At 69.9% G+C, this 20371-nt stretch carries 14 protein-coding genes and 2 pseudogenes; 11 read left to right on the forward strand and 5 right to left on the reverse strand.

What is annotated here, in order from left to right; all coding sequences use genetic code 11:
• Positions 1-4: 4 nt before the first annotated feature.
• Complete coding sequence (locus ACIRU3_RS25285; RefSeq protein WP_404060248.1) at positions 5-799, reverse strand: hypothetical protein; 795 nt, start codon at positions 797-799, stop codon at positions 5-7.
• Positions 800-1149: 350 nt separating this feature from the next.
• Here ACIRU3_RS25285 and ACIRU3_RS25290 point away from each other — a divergent pair, with 350 nt between their 5' ends.
• From ACIRU3_RS25290 to ACIRU3_RS25300, 3 genes are all read left to right on the forward strand, one after another.
• Positions 1150-2499 (forward strand): M28 family metallopeptidase, encoded by a 1350-nt coding sequence (locus ACIRU3_RS25290; RefSeq protein WP_404060250.1) that lies wholly within the window; start codon positions 1150-1152, stop codon positions 2497-2499.
• A 796-nt stretch (positions 2500-3295) separates the two neighbouring features.
• Positions 3296-5167 carry a DNA/RNA non-specific endonuclease gene (locus ACIRU3_RS25295; RefSeq protein ID WP_404060252.1) on the forward strand — a complete coding sequence of 624 codons (1872 nt, stop codon included), beginning with the start codon at positions 3296-3298 and terminating at the stop codon, positions 5165-5167.
• A 496-nt stretch (positions 5168-5663) separates the two neighbouring features.
• Positions 5664-7094, forward strand: a complete 1431-nt coding sequence (locus tag ACIRU3_RS25300) for a hypothetical protein (protein WP_404060255.1) — start codon at positions 5664-5666, stop codon at positions 7092-7094.
• Between the two features lie 13 nt (positions 7095-7107).
• Here the strand turns inward: ACIRU3_RS25300 and ACIRU3_RS25305 are convergent, their stop codons facing one another.
• Together ACIRU3_RS25305 and ACIRU3_RS25310 are read right to left on the reverse strand one after the other, a co-directional pair.
• Positions 7108-7323: a hypothetical protein gene (locus ACIRU3_RS25305; RefSeq protein ID WP_404060257.1), complete on the reverse strand. Its 216-nt coding sequence runs from the start codon at positions 7321-7323 to the stop codon at positions 7108-7110.
• Positions 7324-7405: 82 nt separating this feature from the next.
• Positions 7406-8089 (reverse strand): HAD family hydrolase, encoded by a 684-nt coding sequence (locus ACIRU3_RS25310; RefSeq protein WP_404060259.1) that lies wholly within the window; start codon positions 8087-8089, stop codon positions 7406-7408.
• 222 nt (positions 8090-8311) lie between these two features.
• Here ACIRU3_RS25310 and ACIRU3_RS25315 point away from each other — a divergent pair.
• The 4 genes and pseudogenes from ACIRU3_RS25315 to ACIRU3_RS25330 form a co-directional block, all read left to right on the forward strand.
• Positions 8312-8356 (forward strand): annotated as a pseudogene (locus ACIRU3_RS25315) (hypothetical protein); the annotation flags it as partial.
• 89 nt (positions 8357-8445) lie between these two features.
• Entirely contained in the window at positions 8446-8943 is a 498-nt protein-coding gene (locus ACIRU3_RS25320; protein WP_404060262.1) for a S8 family serine peptidase, read from the forward strand.
• Between the two features lie 44 nt (positions 8944-8987).
• Positions 8988-9992 (forward strand): helix-turn-helix domain-containing protein, encoded by a 1005-nt coding sequence (locus tag ACIRU3_RS25325; protein ID WP_404060265.1) that lies wholly within the window; start codon positions 8988-8990, stop codon positions 9990-9992.
• A 446-nt stretch (positions 9993-10438) separates the two neighbouring features.
• Positions 10439-14101, forward strand: coding sequence for a S8 family serine peptidase (locus ACIRU3_RS25330; RefSeq protein ID WP_404060268.1), 3663 nt, complete (start codon positions 10439-10441; stop codon positions 14099-14101).
• Between the two features lie 74 nt (positions 14102-14175).
• On the opposite strand, the gene ACIRU3_RS25335 is transcribed toward ACIRU3_RS25330, so the two are convergent.
• On the reverse strand, positions 14176-15420 hold the full coding sequence (locus ACIRU3_RS25335) for a DUF2993 domain-containing protein (protein WP_404060270.1): 1245 nt from the start codon (positions 15418-15420) through the stop codon (positions 14176-14178).
• Positions 15421-15786: 366 nt separating this feature from the next.
• Here ACIRU3_RS25335 and ACIRU3_RS25340 point away from each other — a divergent pair, with 366 nt between their 5' ends.
• Positions 15787-16443, forward strand: a complete 657-nt coding sequence (locus tag ACIRU3_RS25340; protein WP_404060272.1) for a lamin tail domain-containing protein — start codon at positions 15787-15789, stop codon at positions 16441-16443.
• Positions 16444-16638: 195 nt separating this feature from the next.
• Here the strand turns inward: ACIRU3_RS25340 and ACIRU3_RS25345 are convergent, their stop codons facing one another.
• Positions 16639-18261 (reverse strand): FAD-binding oxidoreductase, encoded by a 1623-nt coding sequence (locus tag ACIRU3_RS25345; protein ID WP_404060275.1) that lies wholly within the window; start codon positions 18259-18261, stop codon positions 16639-16641.
• A gap of 59 nt (positions 18262-18320) precedes the next feature.
• Here ACIRU3_RS25345 and ACIRU3_RS25350 point away from each other — a divergent pair, with 59 nt between their 5' ends.
• From ACIRU3_RS25350 to ACIRU3_RS25360, 3 genes and pseudogenes are all read left to right on the forward strand, one after another.
• Entirely contained in the window at positions 18321-18992 is a 672-nt protein-coding gene (locus ACIRU3_RS25350) for a TetR/AcrR family transcriptional regulator (RefSeq protein ID WP_404060277.1), read from the forward strand.
• A 176-nt stretch (positions 18993-19168) separates the two neighbouring features.
• The gene (locus ACIRU3_RS25355; RefSeq protein WP_404060279.1) at positions 19169-19834 is read left to right on the forward strand and encodes a maleylpyruvate isomerase N-terminal domain-containing protein; all 666 of its coding nucleotides are present in this window, start codon (positions 19169-19171) and stop codon (positions 19832-19834) included.
• Between the two features lie 65 nt (positions 19835-19899).
• Positions 19900-20352, forward strand: a pseudogene (locus ACIRU3_RS25360) (GNAT family N-acetyltransferase); the annotation flags it as partial.
• Positions 20353-20371: the final 19 nt, after the last annotated feature.

A 20371-nucleotide genomic window follows, 5' to 3' on the forward strand; every position in this document is an offset into this window, starting at 1 on the left:
GCCTCTACTTCAGTTTCACCGCGTCACCGGCTGACAGGACCCGCGCGGTCGTCGTCGTGCCGGGGAAGTACCAGCGCCAGCTGCCGGCCGAGGTGACAGTGACCTTGGTGCTGAGCTTCCCGGAGGTGCCCGTCCGCACCGTCGTCACCGTGCGGTAATGGGCTGCACCGGCCGCTTTGAACTGGAGCTTCACGTTCTGCCCGGTGAAACCGTAGTACTTCAGGTCCTCCCAGTGCGCCCGGGTCAGCTTGCCGGAGACGGTCAGCTCGGAACCCTTGGCAACGGGCTCGGGTGAGGCGTCCGTGGTGAGCTTGGAGGCGCGCTTCATCCTGAACTCAGCGATCTGGTCCGCGATCCAGTAGTCACCGTCGTTCGCTTTGACGGTGGCATTGACCTGCCACACGCCCGCGGTGTGGTTGACGTCCTCGGGCAGGCTGCCCGGAAGCCACTGCGGGGCGACCGTCATCGTGGCGGTGCAGACCGAGGTGGTGGAGCTCTTCTTCACGCACTTGGTGCCGGTCCAGTCGCTGAACCCCCAGCCATTGGTCTTGTTGAAGACGCTGACGTGCAACAGGCCCTTCACACCCGAGTTGTCCCGGATGGTGATGGCGATCGGGTAGGTGACGCGCTGGGTCGTGCCGATGACGACGCTCTTCCCGCCGTTGACGGCGGCGGCCGTGACCCGGATGTCTCCCTTCCCCTCCGCGTGGGCGCCGGTAGCCGTCAGCAGCGTCAGAGCCGCGGCCCCGCCGGCCAGAGCCCATGCGGCTCTGACCGTTCTGGCTGTTCTGTTGTGCATGATCCCTCCCCTGAATGTGAGAGGAGATCGTACACAGCGAGTTGACCCGAATCGCGCAGGCGTTCCCCCGAGGTGGGCAGGTCATGCCGTGGCGACTGGGCGAGCCGTAGGCCGTGACGTGGGTTGAGCGGACCATGCGAGGCCGTGTGGGCGGCTGCTGAAGCTGGGTGCTGGTCCTCATCGCCGTTGTGCGGGTGTCCGCTCAGCGGACGGGCGTGACCGGATTCTGTCTTGACGGAGTGTCAGCATCTGACTGAGCATCATGCGCACACAGCACCCGCACAGCTCTGGCACCACTGATCCAGACACCGATCGACTCCCCACATCGACGAGAAAGTGCGGCTCCCCACATGACGCATCCAAGGTCCAGCCTGCCCAGGGCCATCTCCAGACATATGGCCGTGGCCCTGGTGACCGCAGCGGGTCTGCTCGTAGCCTCGCCCGCATCCTCCGCGACGCCCGACCCGACCGAGCCCGCTGCCGTAGACACCGAGAGCCTGGCGGCACCCGACATCCCGATCAACAACGTCAAGGCACACCTCGCGCAGTTGCAGTCGATCGCCACCGCCAACGGCGGCAACCGGGCTCACGGCCGTACTGGCTACAGGGCCTCGATCGACTACGTGAAGGGCAAACTCGACGCAGCCGGATTCACCACCACCCTCCAGCAGTTCACCAGCTCCGGCAGCACCGGGTACAACCTCGTCGCCGACTGGCCCGGCGGGGATCCGAACCAGGTACTCATGGCCGGCGCACACCTCGACTCGGTCTCCTCCGGCGCCGGGATCAACGACAACGGATCCGGCTCCGCGGCCGTGCTCGAGACAGCGCTCGCCGTCTCCCGCGCGCAGCTCCAGCCCACGAAGCACCTGCGGTTCGCCTGGTGGGGCGCCGAGGAACTGGGACTGGTCGGCAGTAAGTACTACGTGAACAACCTGCCGGCCGCCGACCGCGCCCGAGTCTCCGGCTACATCAACCTCGACATGGTCGGCTCCCCGAACCCGGGTTACTTCGTGTACGACGACGATCCGGCGATCGAGAAGGTCTTCAAGGACTGGTACGCGGGCATCGGCGTACCCACCGAGATAGAGACGGAGGGCGACGGCCGCTCCGATCACGCGTCCTTCAAGAACGTCGGCATACCGGTCGGCGGCCTGTTCACCGGCGCCAGTCGTACGAAGACGGCGGCTCAGGCCGCAAAATGGGGCGGCACCTCCGGCCAGGCGTTCGACCGGTGCTACCACTCCTCATGCGACACCAGCACCAACATCAACGACGTCGCGCTGGACCACAACAGCGATGCTCTGGCACACGCGATCTGGACGTTGGGAACGGCGGAGCCGTCGCCGCCCGGTGACGCCTATGAGAACACCACAGACGTGGCTGTTCCGGACAACGGGGCCGCGGTGACCTCGGCCCTCGCCGTCTCGGGCCGCACGGGAAACGCGCCGGCGTCACTCCGGGTCGGGGTGGACATCAAGCACACCTGGCGCGGTGACCTCGTCGTCGACCTGCTGGCGCCGGACGGTACGGCCTACCGGCTGAAGAACTCCAGCAGTTCGGACTCCGCGGACAACGTCATCACCACCTACACGGTCGACGCATCCAGCGAAACAGCGAACGGAACCTGGCGATTGCGAGTGCAGGACGTCGCCTCGCAGGACACCGGCTACATCGACAGCTGGAACCTGACCTTCTGACCGATCAGCTGAAGCCGCTCGGCGAGCTCGTCCCGACCCCTGCCGGTCGGGGCGAGCTTCCTCTTTCACGGCCGGCCTCCGACCCCTTCTGCCCCATTTGGGCGGCGGTGCCTTCGGCGTTCAATGACGACGGGATGGACGACGGGATGTCGGACGCGATGCCGACGCGACACACATCGAGCGCGTAGACCAGCCCGCGCGGCAGTGACGAGTCGGTCGCACACTCGAGTCGGCCAAGGACGACGTGCGGGTGGGCCATCCGCGTGTCGATCACGATGCGCCACAAGTACGGCCGATCCCGCATCGCCTCACTCCTGAAGCGGTGGCTGTTCGCCCGGCCGACGCCGGCTGACCGCGGGCACGGCCTGCCCACCACCGGGCCCTCGTCCCGCCCCGGCGCGTCCAGGGTCTTCGACGACGGCGTGGCCACGTCCGCGGCAGCCGTGCACGGTGCGAAATCCGGCCGGTCTGCACCCGCAGGGTGTCAAGCCACGACATCCCGTGTCGTGACCCACCGCTGCCGCTCGGGCGCAATGGAGTCATCGACGCAGGCAGAACCCGGGCAGCCCGCCCGTCGCCTCGTCGGTCGGTCTCCGAGCGGCCTGCCGTGAGACGCGCCCCAAGGAGGCAGCGCTCGCGCCATCGTCCGCCTGGCGGCCCACAACACAAATTCTGTCACTGCACAACTACCCAACGTAACGACCGAGCGGTTGCTCGGGCATCGGGCGCGCCCTTCTTCGGGCGCGCCCGGCGGATGCCTGCGCTCCGTCTCGTCCGGCGAAAGGAATTCCCTGTCATGGCCACCAACAACAAGAAGTCCGCGTCGGCACGGAAGAACGCGGGTCCCACCGAGGACAAGCTGATTGCGTCCCTCCGCCAGTACGTCCGCGCCCGCGGGCCGGAACTGCTGAAGGATCCGAACGTCACCTCGGTCGGCATCGGCCGCAAGGTCACCGATGGCGAGCACGGCAAGCAGGTCGTGCTGCAGTTCACGGTGCAGAGCAAGTCTGCGCCGGAGCAACTGGAGACTCTGGGCACGACCATGATCCCCCCGACCGTCACGGTGGACGGGGCGGAGATACCCACCGATGTCATCGAACGCAGCTACGACGCGCACTTCCGCACGGTGGCCGAGGGGGAGTCCCCGGCGCGCAAGGTCCGCCAGGACCCGATCGCGCCCGGCGTGAGCGTCGGAGCGGTCACGGTGACGGCGGGCACGATCGGCTGCATCGTCTTCGACAAGGCCGACGGCTCCCCCTACGTGCTGAGCAACTGGCATGTTCTGCACGGCCCGGACGGGAGGCTGGGGGCAGAGGTCGTCCAGCCTGGTCCGCACGACGACAACCGCATCGCCCGCAACCGCCTGGGGGTACTCAAGCGTTCCCACCTCGGGGTGGCCGGCGACTGTGCGGTCGCCACCATCGAGGACCGTACGTTCGTGCAGGAGATCTTCGAGCTTGGAGCGGCACCCAGCGAGCTGGGGGAGCCGGAGCTCGACGACAAGGTCGTCAAGAGCGGACGGACCACCGGGGTCACCCACGGCATCGTCCGCCGTATCGACACCATGGCCAAGATCAACTACGGCGGTGACGTCGGTGTCAAGACCATCGGCTGCTTCGAGATCGGCCCTGACCCCGACGCTCCGGCAGAGGACAACGAGATCAGCATGGGCGGCGACTCCGGCGCGCTGTGGTTGTTCAAGCAGGCGGGTGGCCGTCCGAGCACGGTCATGGCGGGGCTGCATTTCGGCGGCGAGGCGCAGGGCGAAACCGACGAGCATGCGCTGGCCTGCCTGCCTGCCCCGGTGTTCAAAAAGCTCGAGATCACTCTGACTCCGCCGCGCCCCGAAGTCACCGAGACCGTGGAGGGGTACGACCCCGAATTCCTCGGCGAGCGCATCGAGGCGCCACAGCTCGGTGCCGGCCTCGCCCGGGACGCGGTCCTTCTGGACGGCTCCGAGGTCATCCCTTACACCCACTTCTCGCTCACGCTCAGCAAGACGCGGCGGTTCCCGATCTGGGTGGCCTGGAACGTCGACGGCGGCTCCCTGAAGCGGCTCAGCCGCACCAACATCCCCTTCGTCAAGGATCGCCGCCTGCCCGCCAGAGCCCAGGTGGGCAACGAACTGTATGAGAAGAACCGGCTGGATCGCGGTCACATAGCCCGCCGTGCGGACCTGCTGTGGGGGAGTCTTGCGGAGGCGAAGAAGGCCAACACGGACTCCTTCTTCTACACCAACATCACCCCGCAGATGGACGACTTCAACCAGAGTGCCAAGAACGGTGTGTGGGGCGAGCTCGAGGACGCCGTCTTCGCCGACGTCGACGTCGACGACCTCAAGGTCAGCGTGTTCGGCGGGCCCGTCTTCCAGGACGACGACCGCGTCTTCCGCAATGTCAGGATCCCCCGCGAGTTCTGGAAGGTCATCACCTTCACCGAGGGTGGCGAGCTGAAGAGCAAGGCGTTCCTGCTCACCCAGAACCTCAACCAGCTCGAGGCCCTCGAACTCGACGAGTTCCACGTCTTCCAGGTCACCCTGGGCGAGCTCGAGGACCGCACCCACCTGCGCTTCCCTGCGGCTCTCCACAAGGGCGACACTCTGAACGTCTCCGAATCGGCAGCCGAACGAGCCCCCCTCGACAGCCTCGCCGACATCCAGTGGCACTAGCCGTGCCGGCGGCCACGGTGCGCCTCGTACCACGGGCCGGCACGTCGACGGATGTGCCTCCCGGGCCGCCCGGACGCCCGGGTAGCGGATGATCCAGCCGAATCGGTCAGGGCAGCGGGTTCCTGCACGGCCGAGATCGAGGCGGTGCCGGACTGAGCGTGCATGCATGAGCCGGGCGCACGAATCGTGCGCCCGGCCGGTCGCGGGGCTGACGGGTATGTCGGTGGCTGACCATCATCCGCTCCTGGGCCGACGCTTGCGTCACCCGTCCGGCCGCCATCGCTCCGCCAGGTCTGGCGGCAGTGCGCACCAGCCACGGACCAAGAGCGACCACCCGCTCGTCCGCCGCCACCGCTGCCCCGAGGAAGCCCTGCTGGCCTCTGTTCGAATTGACGCCGGGCTACCGGGGCCTCGTACTGAGCATGAGGGACTCATGGTCAAGAGTTTCCCCTCGTGAACTCCTCCATCCGTAATCTCTCCCCCTCAGGGAGCCGCCATGACGGTGCAGCAGCAAGCGATGATCCCGACTGTTCTGGTCTATGAGGACGACCCCGGCTTTCCTCCCCGGGTGAACATGCCCGTACCGCATCCCGTTCCACAGCTCGACACACAGCCGTTCCCGACCGCTATCGCGGAAACCGCACCGCAGCCGGACAGTGCCGGTCCCGGCACCGAGGCATTCCGCTACTGGGTGGCGGCCGATGCACTCAGCCGGGCCAGCCAGACCTGGGGTCCGCTGGTTCCGACGGGAACGCAATGGCACCCCAGGGTCGGACGCGCGCTGACCGCGCACCTCAACGCAGGAAACGACCTCAACGCCTTCTACGACCGCAGAGGCCTGTGGTTCTTCCGCAGCACGGTGACAGGCGTCACCGTCGCCACCTGCGAGAGCAACGAGATCGTCGAGCACGAGACGGGGCACGCGATCCTTGACGCACTGCGCCCTCAGCTGTTCAACGCGGCCAGCGCCGAGGCTGCCGCCCTGCACGAGGCATTCGGTGACATCAGTGCGCTGCTGGGCTCACTCCAGCTGGAATCGCTGCGGACCCTGGTACTGGCCGAGACACAGGGCAACCTCGAGCTGTCTTCGCGGGTGTCGAGGATGGCCGAGCAGCTGGGCTGGGCGATCCGTCAGGGCCACCCGAACGCCGTCGAACCGGACTGCCTGCGCAACCTGTCGAACAGCCTCTTCTACAGCGACCCTGTGCACCTGCCCCCGAACGGACCCGCGACCATGCTCTCCAGCGAGCCGCACTCGTTCTCCCGGGTGTTCAGCGGCGCGTTCCTGAAGGTCGTCGCCGGCATCTTCCGCCAGCAGGATCTGCAGGATCACGCCGGTCTTGCCAGGGCGGGGGAGATCGCGGGACAGCTCCTGGTGGATGCGGTGGTGGCCGCGCCCGTGGTGTCCGCCTACTACGCGCAGGTCGCGGGCCACATGATCGCCGCGGACCAGCGCCGCAACGGTGGCAAGTACAGTCAGTCCCTGCGCTCGGCCTTCATCCGCCACGGCATCCTCTCCCTGGAGGCCGCCGCGTCCGTCACCGAGCCAGAGGTGGCACGCCGAGGCGCCGGAATCGCTGAGGCGACGCCGGGCGGTGGTGACGACGATGGGCTCACGGCGGTCACGATCCACGGGTCGACGTACGGTGTCACCCAGTCCCTCACTCTCTCCGCCCCCGCGGAGGAACGACGGTTCGGCATCGCGGGCTCCGACCCCGCCGGCGGCTCGGTGCGGCCCGCCGACCCCGAACGGGTCGCGACGTCGTACCTCGAGGATCTCCTCCGTCGCGGTCGTGTCCAGGTACCCGAGGAGCACCGCACCGGCGCGGCGTTCGTCGACGACGACCCCTCCCGGCTCAAGACCCACGAGATCACCCGGAGCGAGACGGGTGAGGGTCTGGCCCTGATCCGGCGGTGCTTCGACTGACAGGTGAGCTGAGTCAGTGGAGAAAGCGCAGACGGCGGACGGTGAGCCGTCCGTCGTCCCCGCGCTTGACGACGTGCGTGGTACGGGGTGTCGGCTCCTCGCCTTCGAACACCGCCTCTCCGCGCGCCAGCAGGTCGCTGATGAACTTCTCGGTCGCTCGGCGCTCGGCGTCGTCTCCCTGTCCGCCTGCGCCGGTGGCCTGCTGGTGTTCATCACCATGTGAACTCATATGACGCCCTCGATTCGGATGACGTTCGGATGCCTGCCCGGGGGCTGACGGCGCGGCATTGGAAGCGGCATCGGCCGGCTGCCTACGGGGCTTCGTGAGGGGCGTCCGCGAGCGCATCGGGTACCGAGGCCGGTCGGCCGTCCCGAACCGGGACGGCTGTCGTGTCATCCACCCGCCCACGCACCTGAACCCCGAAACCGGCACGCTCGAGCGCTTCGGCCCCCCGCGTCGTCACCATGACGAGCGCGAGCCGCTCGGAGACGATCTGCACCACGACGGCCTCGGTCTCGTCCACGGCCGTGGCCAGCTCGGCCGGGCCCAGGTCCTCCGGCAGCTCGATCCGCGACCGGTGCACGGGACGGCTTTCCATCGCGGCGAAAACGAACACCGGGTCGGCCGCGGTACGCATCCCCGCCTCCCGTGCGAACGCCCGCTCCTGGGCGTCCTCGCCCACGAAGACACACTCGTCGGCCGCCGCCCCGGTGCTCGCGACTGCCTCGTCGAAGACCCTGCGACTGTCCTTCACACCCCAGTGAACGAGTGCCTCTTCCGCGAAACGGCCGGGGAAGGCTTCGTGCAGTGCGGCCTCCGCTCGTGGGGCGGCACGGTCGCCCGGCCCGGGGTTGGAGATGATGCCCTCGCGGACCCCCCGGAGAGCGTCGAGCACTGCCATGACACGCGGTCGGGGCAGAAGTGTCAGGGAGCCATCGGGTTCCATCTGGGCATCCGCGAGGGTTGCCCCGATGTCGAAGAAGATCACAGACATGGGAAGTGTCTGCCCGCGGTGAACAGGTTCGAGTCGGGACCGCGCGGGTGAAGGGGCCACGATGCGAACTGCCGATCGGGGACACGCCTCAGGAGCTTTTCGGCTGCTGGTCGGCGAGGTCCTCGGTGACGACGGCAGCACCGGCACCCAGTTCGTCGTGGCCGCGGGCAACAGGGGGCGACCACCATCGGCTCACCTGGTGCGGCCGACGACGCCCTCACGGTGGGGGCCGTCGGCCGGGACGACTCGCTCGCCCCGTTCTCCAGCCGCGGGCCACGCCTCGGGGACGACGCGGCGAAGCCCGATGTGACCGCACCCGGTGTCGGGATCGTGGGGCACGCGCCGCCGGGACCACCATGGGCGATCCGGTGGACGAGCACTACGTCGCGGCCTCCGGCACCTCCACGGCCACGCCGCACGTGGCGGGCGCCGTCGCGCCGCTCGCCCGGCGCCACCCCGACGGGACCGGCGCCCGGGTGAAGGACGCGCTGATCAGCACCGCGCGCACCGTCCCCGGCCGGCAGGTCACGGAACAGGGCGGCGGCCGGATCGACACGCGGGCCGCGGCCCTGGGGTCCGTCACGGCCACCGGCGGCCTGGCCCTCGGCCCGTTCTCGACCGGCGACGGTGCCCCTGCCCCGTCCCGGCTGCGGTACACGAACACCTCCCCACGCCTGGGTGCCCCTGCGCGTCACGGCTCGCGCCGCCGGGAACACAGTCCGCCGGACGGAGCAGCGCGCCTACGCGCTGTAGCGGTGGACACCTCCCAGGGGAATCCCACGGGAATCCCAGGGGGCGCACGGCCTGTCGTGCGCCCCCTGGCCTGTGCCTCTTGCGCCACGTCCCCCATGTAGTACGGTATTCAACCGTCGAAGCCGAGGATCCGGGGAGGACGTCCGTGGTGCTGGAGGTCGCCGGCGTCTCGCCCGAAGAGGAGACCGTCTACCGGCTGCTCGTCACGTCCGGCCGGGCCACCCCGGCGGACCTGGCCCAGCGTGCCGGTCTGCCCGGCGCGGAGGCCGCCCGGATTCTCGACGCGCTGGCCGCGAAGGGCCTGGCAAGTCATACGGACGGGCCACCCCGGGTGTTCCGGGCCGCGCCCCCGGACGTGGCACTGCTGCCCCGGCTCAAGCGCGGGGCCGACGCACTGGAGCTGGCCCGGGTCGAGGCCGCCCGTCTGGTCGAGTCCTACCGGGACACGATGCGCAGGCACGACGCGGGCCAGCTCCTCGAGGTCATCACCGGGGCGGAGGCTCTGCGTCAGCACCTGAGACAGATCCAGTCCGGCGTGCAGGACGAGATGCTCTGGTTCTGCAAGGCCCAGTACGTGGCCATGCCGTCGGGCAGCAACGCCGAGGAGTTCGAGGCGCTGGCCCGGGGCGTGCGCTACCGGGTGCTGTACGAGAAGGCGTTCTTCGACGACGAAGGAGCCGTGGACAACGTGGTGGCGGGCGTGCAGGCCGGGGAGGTCGCCAGGGCCGTGCCGCACCTGCCGCTGCGCCTGGCGATCGCCGACCGCTCCGTCGCCGTCTTCCCCCTCGTGGCCGGGGGACCGCAGGGCAGCCCGGAAGAGCCCACCACCGCGCTGGTCAGGGACAGCAATCTGCTCGCGGCCCTGATCGCACTGTTCGAGTGCTACTGGGAGGACGCCGTCCCCCTGAACGTCGACGGCACCGGCGCCATCTCGGGGACGGACGGAGCCGGGCCGTCCGATGCGCTCTCCCTCACCGACCGCAAGCTGCTGTCCCTGCTGGTGGCCGGAGTGGCCGACAAGGCGATTGCCTCGCAGATGGGGCTGAGCCGGCGGACCGTCCAGCGCCGCATTCAGGGCATGATGGAGCACGCCGGCGCGGCGACCCGCATGCAACTCGCCTGGCAGGCCGCGCGCCGCGGTTGGCTCTGAGCACGCGGTACGGCGCAAGGCTGCCGCTGTCGGCTCGGTCCGCTGCCGTGCCCGTCCTCTCCTGGCTGTCGCCTGTCGCCCGTGCCCCGTGGCCGTCGCCGACGAGGCGGGCCGCGGCCGGTACCCGTGGTCCTGGCCCTGCGCCGGTCGGCAGTAGGGCCCGGCGCGGCTGCGAGCGGCCAACTCCACGCGCGCTTCGGGTCGGTCACACCGGCGGGCCGAGTTCCCGTCGTGCCCCAGTCCGGTAGTAGCGCTGAACCGCGGTAGCGCTGAACCGCACCACCGCGGTAGCGCAGTTGCGCCATGGCGCAGGTGCGCCAGCCCACCCCATTGCAGGCGGCGGAGGGTGCCTCCATGATCCAAGCCACCTCCTGTTCTTCCCTCCCCCCTAGGGGTTCTCCTTGCTCAAAAAGCCCGTTTCCAGACCGGGATTGTCGGCCCTCTGCATGGCCGCCGCCCTCTGCCTGGGGGCCGTACCGGCCACCGCCGCTGCGCCCGCAGACCCCGTCATGTCCGTGCCTGCCGGAGCCGCACAGCGGTCACCCGGCGGCGACATTCACACCGTCACGCTGATCACCGGTGACAAGGTCACCATCGGAACCACCGCCGACGGCACCGTCGTCCGGTCCTTCGAGGCCGCGAACGGCGCCACCGCGGGATTCCACCGCGCCGTCATCGACGGTGCGACGTACGTGTATCCCGACGCCGCCCTGCCCTACGTCGGCGCCGGCAGGCTGGACAAGCAGTTGTTCAACGTGACCGCGCTGATCGCCGACGGCTACGACGACACGCACGCCTCCCGGCTGCCGCTCATCGTCAGCTACACCGACGCTGCCGCCAAGTCCCGGACGCGGCCCAAGGTCACCGGCTCGAACGTCGTCCGCAGGCTGGACAGCATTCAGGGTGCCGCCCTCGCGCAGAACCGCAAGCAGGCCCGGACGTTCTGGTCCGCGCTCACCGGCGATTCCGGCCCGGCGGCCCGCTCGGCGAAGCCGGCCTTCGCGGGCGGCATCGCGAAGATCTGGCTCGATGCCAAGGTGAAGGCCGACCTGGCCGACTCCACCGCCCAGATCGGCGCGCAGCAGGTCTGGGCCGAGGGGAACACCGGCAAGGGCGTGAAGGTCGCGGTGCTCGACAGTGGCGTGGACGCCGAACACCCGGACCTGGCCGGGCAGATCGACACCAGCGCCGGCTTCGTCCCCCACGAGGAGGACGTCGCCGACTACAACGGCCACGGCACCCATGTGGCCTCCACGATCGCGGGCACCGGCAGCGCCTCCGACGGCAAGGAGCGAGGCGTCGCCTCCGGTGCCCGGCTGGCCATCGGCAAGGTGCTGGACGCCGAAGGCAGCGGCCAGGAGTCCTGGATCATCGCGGGCATGGAGTGGGCCGCCCGGGACCAGCACGCCAGGATCATCAGCATGAGCCTGGGCGGGAGCGGCGACGCCAACGATCCGATGAGCCTGACCGTGGACCGGCTCAGCCACGACACCGGTGCACTGTTCGTCGTCGCGGCGGGCAACGGAGGCCCGCACGCCATCAGCAGCCCGGGTGCCGCGGACGCCGCGCTGACCGTCGGTGCCGTGGACGCCAAGGACCGGCTGGCCGACTTCTCCAGCCAGGGTCCGCGCGACGGCGACGCCGGGCTGAAGCCCGAACTCACCGCACCCGGCGTCGACATCGTGGCGGCACGCTCGCACTACAAGCGGGGCTCCGGTTACTACACCACGATGAGCGGCACCTCGATGGCCACGCCGCACGTCGCCGGAGCCGCCGCGCTGCTGGCCGGCGAGCACCCCGACTGGACCGGCTCGCAGCTGAAGGAGGCACTGGTCAGCAGCGTCAAGGCGACGCCTTCGTACACGCCGTACCAGGCGGGCGCCGGCCGGCTCGACGCGTTGGCGGCGACGCACGCTTCCGTCTTCGCCACCGCCAGTGCCTACTCCGGCTTCCACACCTGGCCGCCGAAGCAGGGGGAGACAGACGTCCAGAAGGTGACGTACACGAACGTCGGTGACACCCCGGTCAGCCTCGGTCTGGCGGTCGACGGCCCCGTCCCCGCCGGGTTGTTCACCCTCTCCGACGACCGGATCACCGTTCCCGCGCACGGCACGTCCTCGGTCGACCTGACCGCGCAGCTGGACCGCCTGCCGGGCGACCAGTCCGTCAGCGCCATGGTCACCGGTACCGACAGCTCCGGTACGGTCCGCGCACGAACCCTGATCGGCGGTGCAAGGGAGGGGCAGCGGCAGAACCTGACCGTCGTCGCGAAGGACCGGTCCGGCCGGCCACTGACCGGCCGGGTCGTCCTCACCGCCGAGCACCTCTTCACAGTTCTCGACCTCGACGAGTCCGGAACCGGAACGGCGCGGCTGCCGGTCGGCACCTACAGCGGATGGCTCATAGCCGACGTGCAGGGCGCGGACGGGCCGCACTCACGGGGCATGGCACTGCTCGCCTTCAACGACGTGCAGCTGGACCAGGACCGCACCGTCACCCTGGACGGCCGCAGGACCCACCGGATCCTGGCACGCGTTCCGAAGCAGACCACAGCGGTCGCACCGCGCCTGGACGTCCACCGGTCGTTCACCGACAGCCTGGTCGAGTCGTCCATGCTGCCCAACGAGTCCTACGACAGCATCTGGGCGCTGCCGACGGGCAAGAAGGTCACCTCCGGCGAGTTCGAGTTCGGTGCCCGTTTCCGTCTGGAGCAGCCGGCGCTCACCGTGGGCACGAGGTCGAAGAACTATGCCGACCCGCTGGTCAAGCGCGCGGCCAAGCCGTTGCCGGCCGGCACCCGTACGCTGACGGCGGTCGACGCCGGCGAGGGCACGGCGCAGGAGCTGGCCCACCTGGACGTTCGCGGCAAGGCTGTGCTGGTCCGGGGTGGCGACCCGGCCGGGATCACGGCACAGGCGGAGGCCGCCGCGAGCGCGGGCGCCCAGCTGCTCCTGGTCGTCAACAAGGGCATCGGCCGGCTGCAGCCCTGGGACGAGACTCCATGGAGCCCCGAGAGCCCGGCACCGCTCACCGTGGCGACCCTCGACGCCGACCAGGGCGCCGACCTGATCGGCTCCCTCAGGCACGGAGCCGTCAAGCTGAAGGTCACCTCCCACCCCACCACCGACTACCTCTACGACGTGGTGCACCACTGGTCCGGTGCCGTCCCGGCGGACCCGACCTGGCGAGAGGAGCCGAAGGACCTGGGCAAGGTGGACGTCTCGTTCCGCAACTACCGGCAAGGCAAGGCGATGGAGTTCCGCCCGGACGTCTGGCGGGGCTGGGCCGTCGGCAACCAGCTCACCGCTCCCGCCCAGGGAGAACGGACCGACTGGGTCACCTCCGGCGCCACCTGGCTGGACGACGCCTTCATCCAGGGCGAGACCGGACAGCACGCCATCGACGTCCTCCACTACCCGGCGCGGAAGACCGGCAAGGCCAGCTGGTTCGGGCCGATCCAACGGCCCCGGATGGGCCCGATGGGCTACCAGCCCGTGCGCTACCTCGACACCATGTACATCACCGCTCCCGGCTGGGGTGACTCCGGAGCCGGACACGTGGGCGAAGCCGGCGCCAACTTCGACGTCAAGGACTGGATGGCGCTCTACCAGGGCGACCAGCAGCTCGACTGGGGCAACGCCGAGTGGCTGCAGGTCCCCGCCCTCGCCCCGGGACGGCTGCCCTATCGCCTGGTGCTGGACAACGACCGGGGGACCTGGGCCGACCCGTACTCGACGCACACCCTGACCGAGTGGAACTTCACCTCCGCGGCCACCGGGGCCGAGTCGGCCGAATCCCTGCCGCTGATCCAGCTCGACTACGGCGTGGACACCGACACCGCCGGCCGGGCCGACCGGCGTGCCCGGCTGACGGTGACGGCCTCGCACCTGCCCGGCACCACCGCCGCCATCGGAAAGCCCTCGCTGGAGGTCTCCTACGACGACGGCAAGAGCTGGCAGCCGAGCGACCTGACCCGCTCAGGTGACGGATGGCGGACCAGCCTGAGTGCGCCGAAGTCGGCGGACTTCGCGACCCTCAGGGTCATCGCCCGGGACAACGCCGGCAACACGGTGTCCCAGACGATCACCCGGGCCTTCGGACTGCGCTGATTTCACCCCTGGTGATCAATCGTGCGGGGCTCCGCCGGGAGCCCCGCACTGCCACACGCCTCGGCCGGGCACGTTCACCGGCCCAGCAGCAGCCCCGTCCCCGAGACATCGGCGCGGATGCCGTCCTTGGCCACCGTCACGCGCCGCAACTGCAGTGCGCCGGCAGGTGGTTTCGGGAGCTGGAAGGCGAAGGAGAAGCGGTCGGCGATCTGCGGGCGGGTGAGTCTGGTCAGCGCGGTGAGCAATGACAGGTCGAGGCCGAGCCGTTCGAGGAGCCTCGGGTGGGCGAGCGCCACGTCCACGAGGTTCACGCGGGTCAGGCCGTGCAGGAAGCGCGGCGCGCCGGTGAGCCGATGGAGTTTGTCCTCGTCGTGCAGCGCGGCGCGCACCGCACTGTCGGGAACGCCCAGGCGGTGCACGATCGCCGGGACGGCCAGCATGGCCTTGATCTTCTCCGCCTCCCGGGTGAGCCGCCGCGCCGAGGCGTGGGTGAGGTGGAGGCCCTCGGTGGGCCCGGCGCCGGGCCGGTACGTCGCGACGTCGCCGATGTCGAGCCGTATGCCGTCCACGGAGGTGGCGATGCCGCGCTCCCCGTCGCGCCGGATCCCCACGTCGGCCTGTACTCGCAGGTCGTGGCCCGCCAGGTGCAGGGCGCCGTGCGCACGGACGCGGCCGGGGCCATGGGCGGTGAAGGCCACCTGCGAGGCGCCGAGTTCGCGGTTCATGTCGGCGAAGGACAGCAGGACCCGGCCCCGCATCTGCTGAACGAGTGCCCCGCGCACCGCGGTGGGTCCGTCGCCGTCGATGCGTATGTCGTCAGCGGTGGCGGTGACCTGGGTGAGGGTGACCCGGTGGGCCGGGATGTCCGGAACGGTGACCCGGACCGAGTCCAGCCGCCGTTCGGCCAGCTGCGTGAGGAAGGGAAAGCCGCCGATCCGTACCTCGGGGGCGGCGGCGAGATGCATCTCGTCCTTGAGCCGTTCGGAGGCCTTGTGCTCCGCGTACAGCAGCGCCCAGCGGTCGGCGAGGGTGACGAGACAGGCGAGGGTGAGCGCCCAGGCGAGGATTCTGACCACGGTGGGCAGGCCGGTGGCGCGGTTGCGACGGCGGCTGCCGCGCCTGTGGTTGGGCGGGGTCCAGGGCGCCTCGACGTCGTCGTCCTGCGGGGTCTGTGTGCTGTCCGCGGTGAGGAAGTCCTCCAGCGGATGGTCTGCCAGCGCGGCCAGTTCGTCGTATGGATTGCGGCTGGGCGGAACCCTTTCGGTGGAAGGCCCGTCGGACTGAGCAGGATGATGCGTCGGTGTGTGGGGGGTACGCATCGATAGATTTGATCATATAATCGTACCCACACCGCAAGTCCAACCTGAAGTAAGACCCAAATTGGCCACTTTGTGGCCGTCGATTGTTGCTCACTATCGGGTGGCGGGTCGATGTGCGTTCACGTCAGTTAGGGCCTGACAGGGCGCCAAAACGGCATATTCGTTACATAGATGGACTATGCATGCGAGTGTCACCAATATATGCGCAATACGTAACATGCGTCGTGTGTGGCGCAGTTCTCCCTCTCCGGATTGGAGGGTGTGGGTGTGCGGCCAGCGTGGCCGCTCCTCACACACCGCACCCCCGGCCCACGGCCCGATGCCGTGAACCCCTGGGGCGTGCCCGCACCCTGCAAGGGGGACCCTGTGTCCGCTTCCCTTTCCGTGACCCCGCGCCGACTTGTCGCAGCTGCTGCCGTGGCGACTTTCGTGGTGGGCGCGGTGGCACTGCCCGCCTCCGCCGCGGACCGTCCGAGCGCACGCCCGGACCGAGCCCAGGTGGCCATCGGCGCAGTGCAGTACGACGCCCAAGGCCGTCACGACCGGTCCAACCGGTTCCTCAACCGCGAATGGGTGGAGATCACCAACAACGGGCGTCGCGACGTGAATCTGAACGGCTGGACGCTCTCCGACCGGGACGGCAACACCTACACCTTCCGCGACTACCGGCTTGACGGCCGCGCAACCGTACGTGTCCACACCGGTGTCGGACGCGACAGCAAGACCGACGTCTACCAGGACCGCCGCAACTCCGTGTGGGACCGGAACGCCGACACCGCGACCCTGCGCAACGCCCGCGGGCGCTTCATCGACGCCGCGGCCTGGGGCGACGACCGTCACGGTGACCACCGTGGGGACGACCGCCATGGTGACCACCGTGGGGACGACCGCCATGGTGACCACCGTGGAGACGACCGTCACGGTGACCACCGTGGGGACGACCGCCATGGTGACCACCGTGGTGGCGGCGACCTTCACCCTCGCGGCGATGACCACAACCGCCGGGGAGATCACCGCCGCTGACCGCCCAGGCGTGCCGACGGCCCCTGCCGTGGCACCCGTCGATCCGACCGCGGCGCGCTGCTCCCGAGGAGCGGCGCGCCGCGCGCGATGGCCCGGGTCGGCGCCCCGGGTGCCCGGCGGGTCCCGGCGTTCCCGCCCGCCCCGTCCGGCGTCTGACCGCCGCCCCGGTTCGGCGCCGATTCCGGGCCCGCAACGTCAGCCTGCAGTGGCCGGTTCGATGAGCACACCGGGATTCAGGATCCCGGCCGGATCGAGTGCCCGCTTCGTGGCACGCAGTGCGAGGGCGAAGGGCTCCGGACGCTGGCGGTCGTAGCCCGGCCGGTGGTCGCGACCGACCGCGTGATGATGGGTGACGGTCGCACCGAGATCGTGCAGGATGTCCATCGCCGCGGACTTGATCTCGTCCCACATCGCCACTTCCGAGCCGCGCCGGCCCGGTGCGATGACGGTGAAGTACGGCGCGGGTCCGTCCGGATAGACGTGGGTGAAGCGGCAGTTGATCGTGCCCGCCGCGCCCGTCACGTCCTTCACGACCTCGGCCAGCCGTCCGCGGACGGTCTCGTACAGCTCCGGGGCACGGTCCCAGGTGCAGGCTGTCTCGAACGTCTCGGTGACCACGCTCATCCGGACCAGCGCATCACGGAGGTACGGCATTCTCAGGAACGCCGAGCGCCAGGTGTCCGCCGCGCCGTCCGCGGCACCGGGCTCCGCCGACGCGGGGGAGCCGCCATGGTCACGGGCCAGGGCGACGAGTTCGGCCAGGCGTCCGTCGACCGGGAAGTGCGCCGATTCCACGCCGAGGACGAGCACGCTCTCGCCGTTCCGCGCGACTCCCGCCAGACCGGCCTCCCCGGGGTCCAGAAGCCGGCAGTTGGCCGGGTGCAGACCCGACTGCGCGATGGCGCGCACGGCTTCCATGGCGGTGTGGACGTCCTCGAACAGCACGGTGGCGGATGCCTTGTGACGCGGGCGTTCCTGGAGCCGCATCCAGGCCTCGGTGATGACGCCGAGCGTCCCTTCGGAGCCCAGGAACAGACGGTCGGGGGAGGGGCCGGCGCCCGAACCGGGAAGCCGCATCGACTCGTTGACCCCCACGGGCGTCACCACGCGCAACGACTCCACGAGGTCGTCGACATGGGTGTACAGCGTGGCGTAGTGGCCTCCGGCGCGGGTGGCCAGCCAGCCGCCGAGAGTGGAGAACTCGAAGCTCTGCGGGAAGTGACGCAGGGTCAGCCCGTGCGGCCGCAGCTGATCCTCCAGGGCAGGGCCGAGGACACCCGCCTGGATCCGCGCGGCCCGGCTCACCCGGTCGATCTCCAGCACCCGGTCCAGGGCGGAGAGATCCAGCGACACCACCCCGCGATGCGCGTCCGCGCGGTATTCGACGCCGCCGACGACCGAACTGCCCGCGCCGTACGGTACGACGGCCACTCCGGCGTCCGCCGCCCAGTCGAGGATGTCGACCACGTGCCGCTCGCTACGAGGGCGGGCGACTTGGTCGGGCGCTGCCGTGAGATCTCCGCGGAGGGCGCGGATCACGTCCCGATAGGCCTTGCCGTAGGTGTGCGAGGCCCGGTCGCCGGGTGCCGTCGACATCAGAGGGGCGAGTGCGGAGGGCGGCTCGACGCGCACCTTCGGCAACGCGAGCGCGGAGATGTCCGGTACGGGCAGCGGAGTGTCCGCCGCCCCGGGGAGCAGCTGCCCGAGTGCGGTGCACTCGGCCTCGGACAGCGCCTTGTCCACGGCACCCCAGCCCCACCAGGAGCGGCCCGCGGAGGGGCCGGAGGGAGACGGACACGGCGTGGTGCTGTCGGCCACGAGATTTGACCTTCCAGTAATTTACCGCTTGGTAAGTTACTGCAACGTATAGTTCCACCATGACGATCGCAAGAGCCTCGACCGCACCGGATCCGGCCGACGGCGATCCGCGAGGAACGCCCAGCGGGAACCGCGTCGCCGGAACCAAGGGCGTTCCGCGTGCCCGGCGGGAGCAGCAGATCCTCGCCGCGGCTCTCGAGGAGTTCGGCAGACACGGACATGCCTCCGCGTCGATGGCCGAGATCGCCCGACGCGTGGGCGTCACCAAGCCGATGCTCTACACCTACTTCGGCTCCAAGGACGGCCTCTACGCAGCCTGCGTCGACCACATCGGCCCCCGCCTGCTCGCGGCGATCGATCACGCCATGGCGGCGAACCCACCGGACGATCAGCTGCCGCACACGGTCCTCACCGCCGTCTTCCGGACCCTGGAGGACCAGCGGCACGCCTGGTTCGTGCTGTACGACCGGACCCTGCGGCCCGGCTCCGAACCATGGCATGCGGCCCGGCGCCACCGCGAGGCGATCGACGACCTGGCGGCCTACGGCACCGCATCTGTCCTGCGGGTCCACGGAAACCACGACCCCCTCGACGCCGACGCGCTCAAGCAGGTGTGGACGGGCACGGTCAGCGCACTGGTCGGCTGGTGGATCTCTCATCCCGGGCTGTCCGCGCAGGACATGAGCGCTCGATGCGCCCGCATCCTCTCCGCCATCCGGAACGACACCTGAGGCGGCGGCCGCGACGGCTGCGGCGGACTGATGGGACGGGCGATGTGCTGCGCTGGGTGCCCGACGACGTTCCCGACGACATGCCCGACCGAGCATGGTGGCGGCCCGAGTTCAGCAGGTGTGCAGGGGGCGGAATCCGGGTCGCAGAGCGGTCGGCGTGCTGCTAGCTTGCGGCCGTGGATCACTTCTCCGGCTCATGGACGGCATTGCGCACCGCGGTCGCCGAGCTCTCGGACGAGGACTTCGCACGGCCGTCCGGCTGTGCCGGCTGGCTCGTACGGGACCTGGTGTGCCACCTGATCATCGACGCCCAGGACGTCCTGATCACCCTGGTGACGCCCGCCGACGCACAACCGACGCGGAACGCGGTGACCTACTGGGAGGTCGCCGAAACCCCGCCGACCGGCGGTGACCCGCTCGACGCCCTGACCGTTCGGCTGGCCGCCGCGTACGAGGAGCCGTGGCTGCTGAAGTTCCACCTAGACGATGTCGGCTCCGCCGCCGGGCGCGCGGCCGAACTGGCCGACCAGGGCCTGCGGGTCAGCACCCGCGACCAGGTGCTCACCGCGGGCGATTACCTCTCCGCGTACGTCCTGGAGTGGACCTTGCACCACCTCGACCTGATCGCACACCTCCCGGGCGCGGCGGAACCGCCGGCCGAGGGCCTCGCCCGGTCACGCGAGATGCTGGAGGAGATCGCCGGCGCGGCCTTCCCCGCCTCGTGGTCGGACAAGGACGCGCTGCAGGTCGGCACGGGTCGACGCGCCCCGACCGCCATGGAGAAGGCCGAACTGGGAGAACTGGCCGACCTGGTGGCGAGAGTCCCGCTCGTCCTCGGGTGATCGTCTCGCCGCACGGTGCGAGCATCCCACTCAGACCGGTCCCGACCGCGTTCTACGATCTTGATATGAGTGACCGGAGCCCGGCAGCCGAGGAGCTGCAGTCCGCCCGGCTGTCGCTGCGGCGCCCAGTCGAAGCAGATGTCGACGCGATCTTCGCCGTCCACCATGATCCCGAGACCTGCTCCCACAACCCCTCTGACGCGCTCACCCGGTTCGAGGAGGCGGAAGCGCTCTACCGGCGCTGGGACGATCAGTGGCAGCGGCACGGATACGGGTACTGGGTGGTCCGGCGCCTCGGCGATGCTCAGCAGCTCGGATTCTGCGGGATCAAGCCCATGGAACTCCACGGGACGCGGGTCCTGAACCTCTTCTACCGCTTCGCCGCCTCGGCCTGGGGCCAGGGCTTCGCCGGTGAAGCCGCCGCCACCGTGACCACCTGGGCTTCCCGGCACGTGCCCGATCTCCCGCTGATCGCGCGCGTCCGACCGGCAAACGTTGCCTCCCAGCGGGTGGCGGCACGCGCAGGACTCAGCCGAG

It is taken from the genome of Streptomyces sp. NPDC101151, assembly GCF_044768335.1.
In the GTDB taxonomy this organism is placed as follows: domain Bacteria; phylum Actinomycetota; class Actinomycetes; order Streptomycetales; family Streptomycetaceae; genus Streptomyces.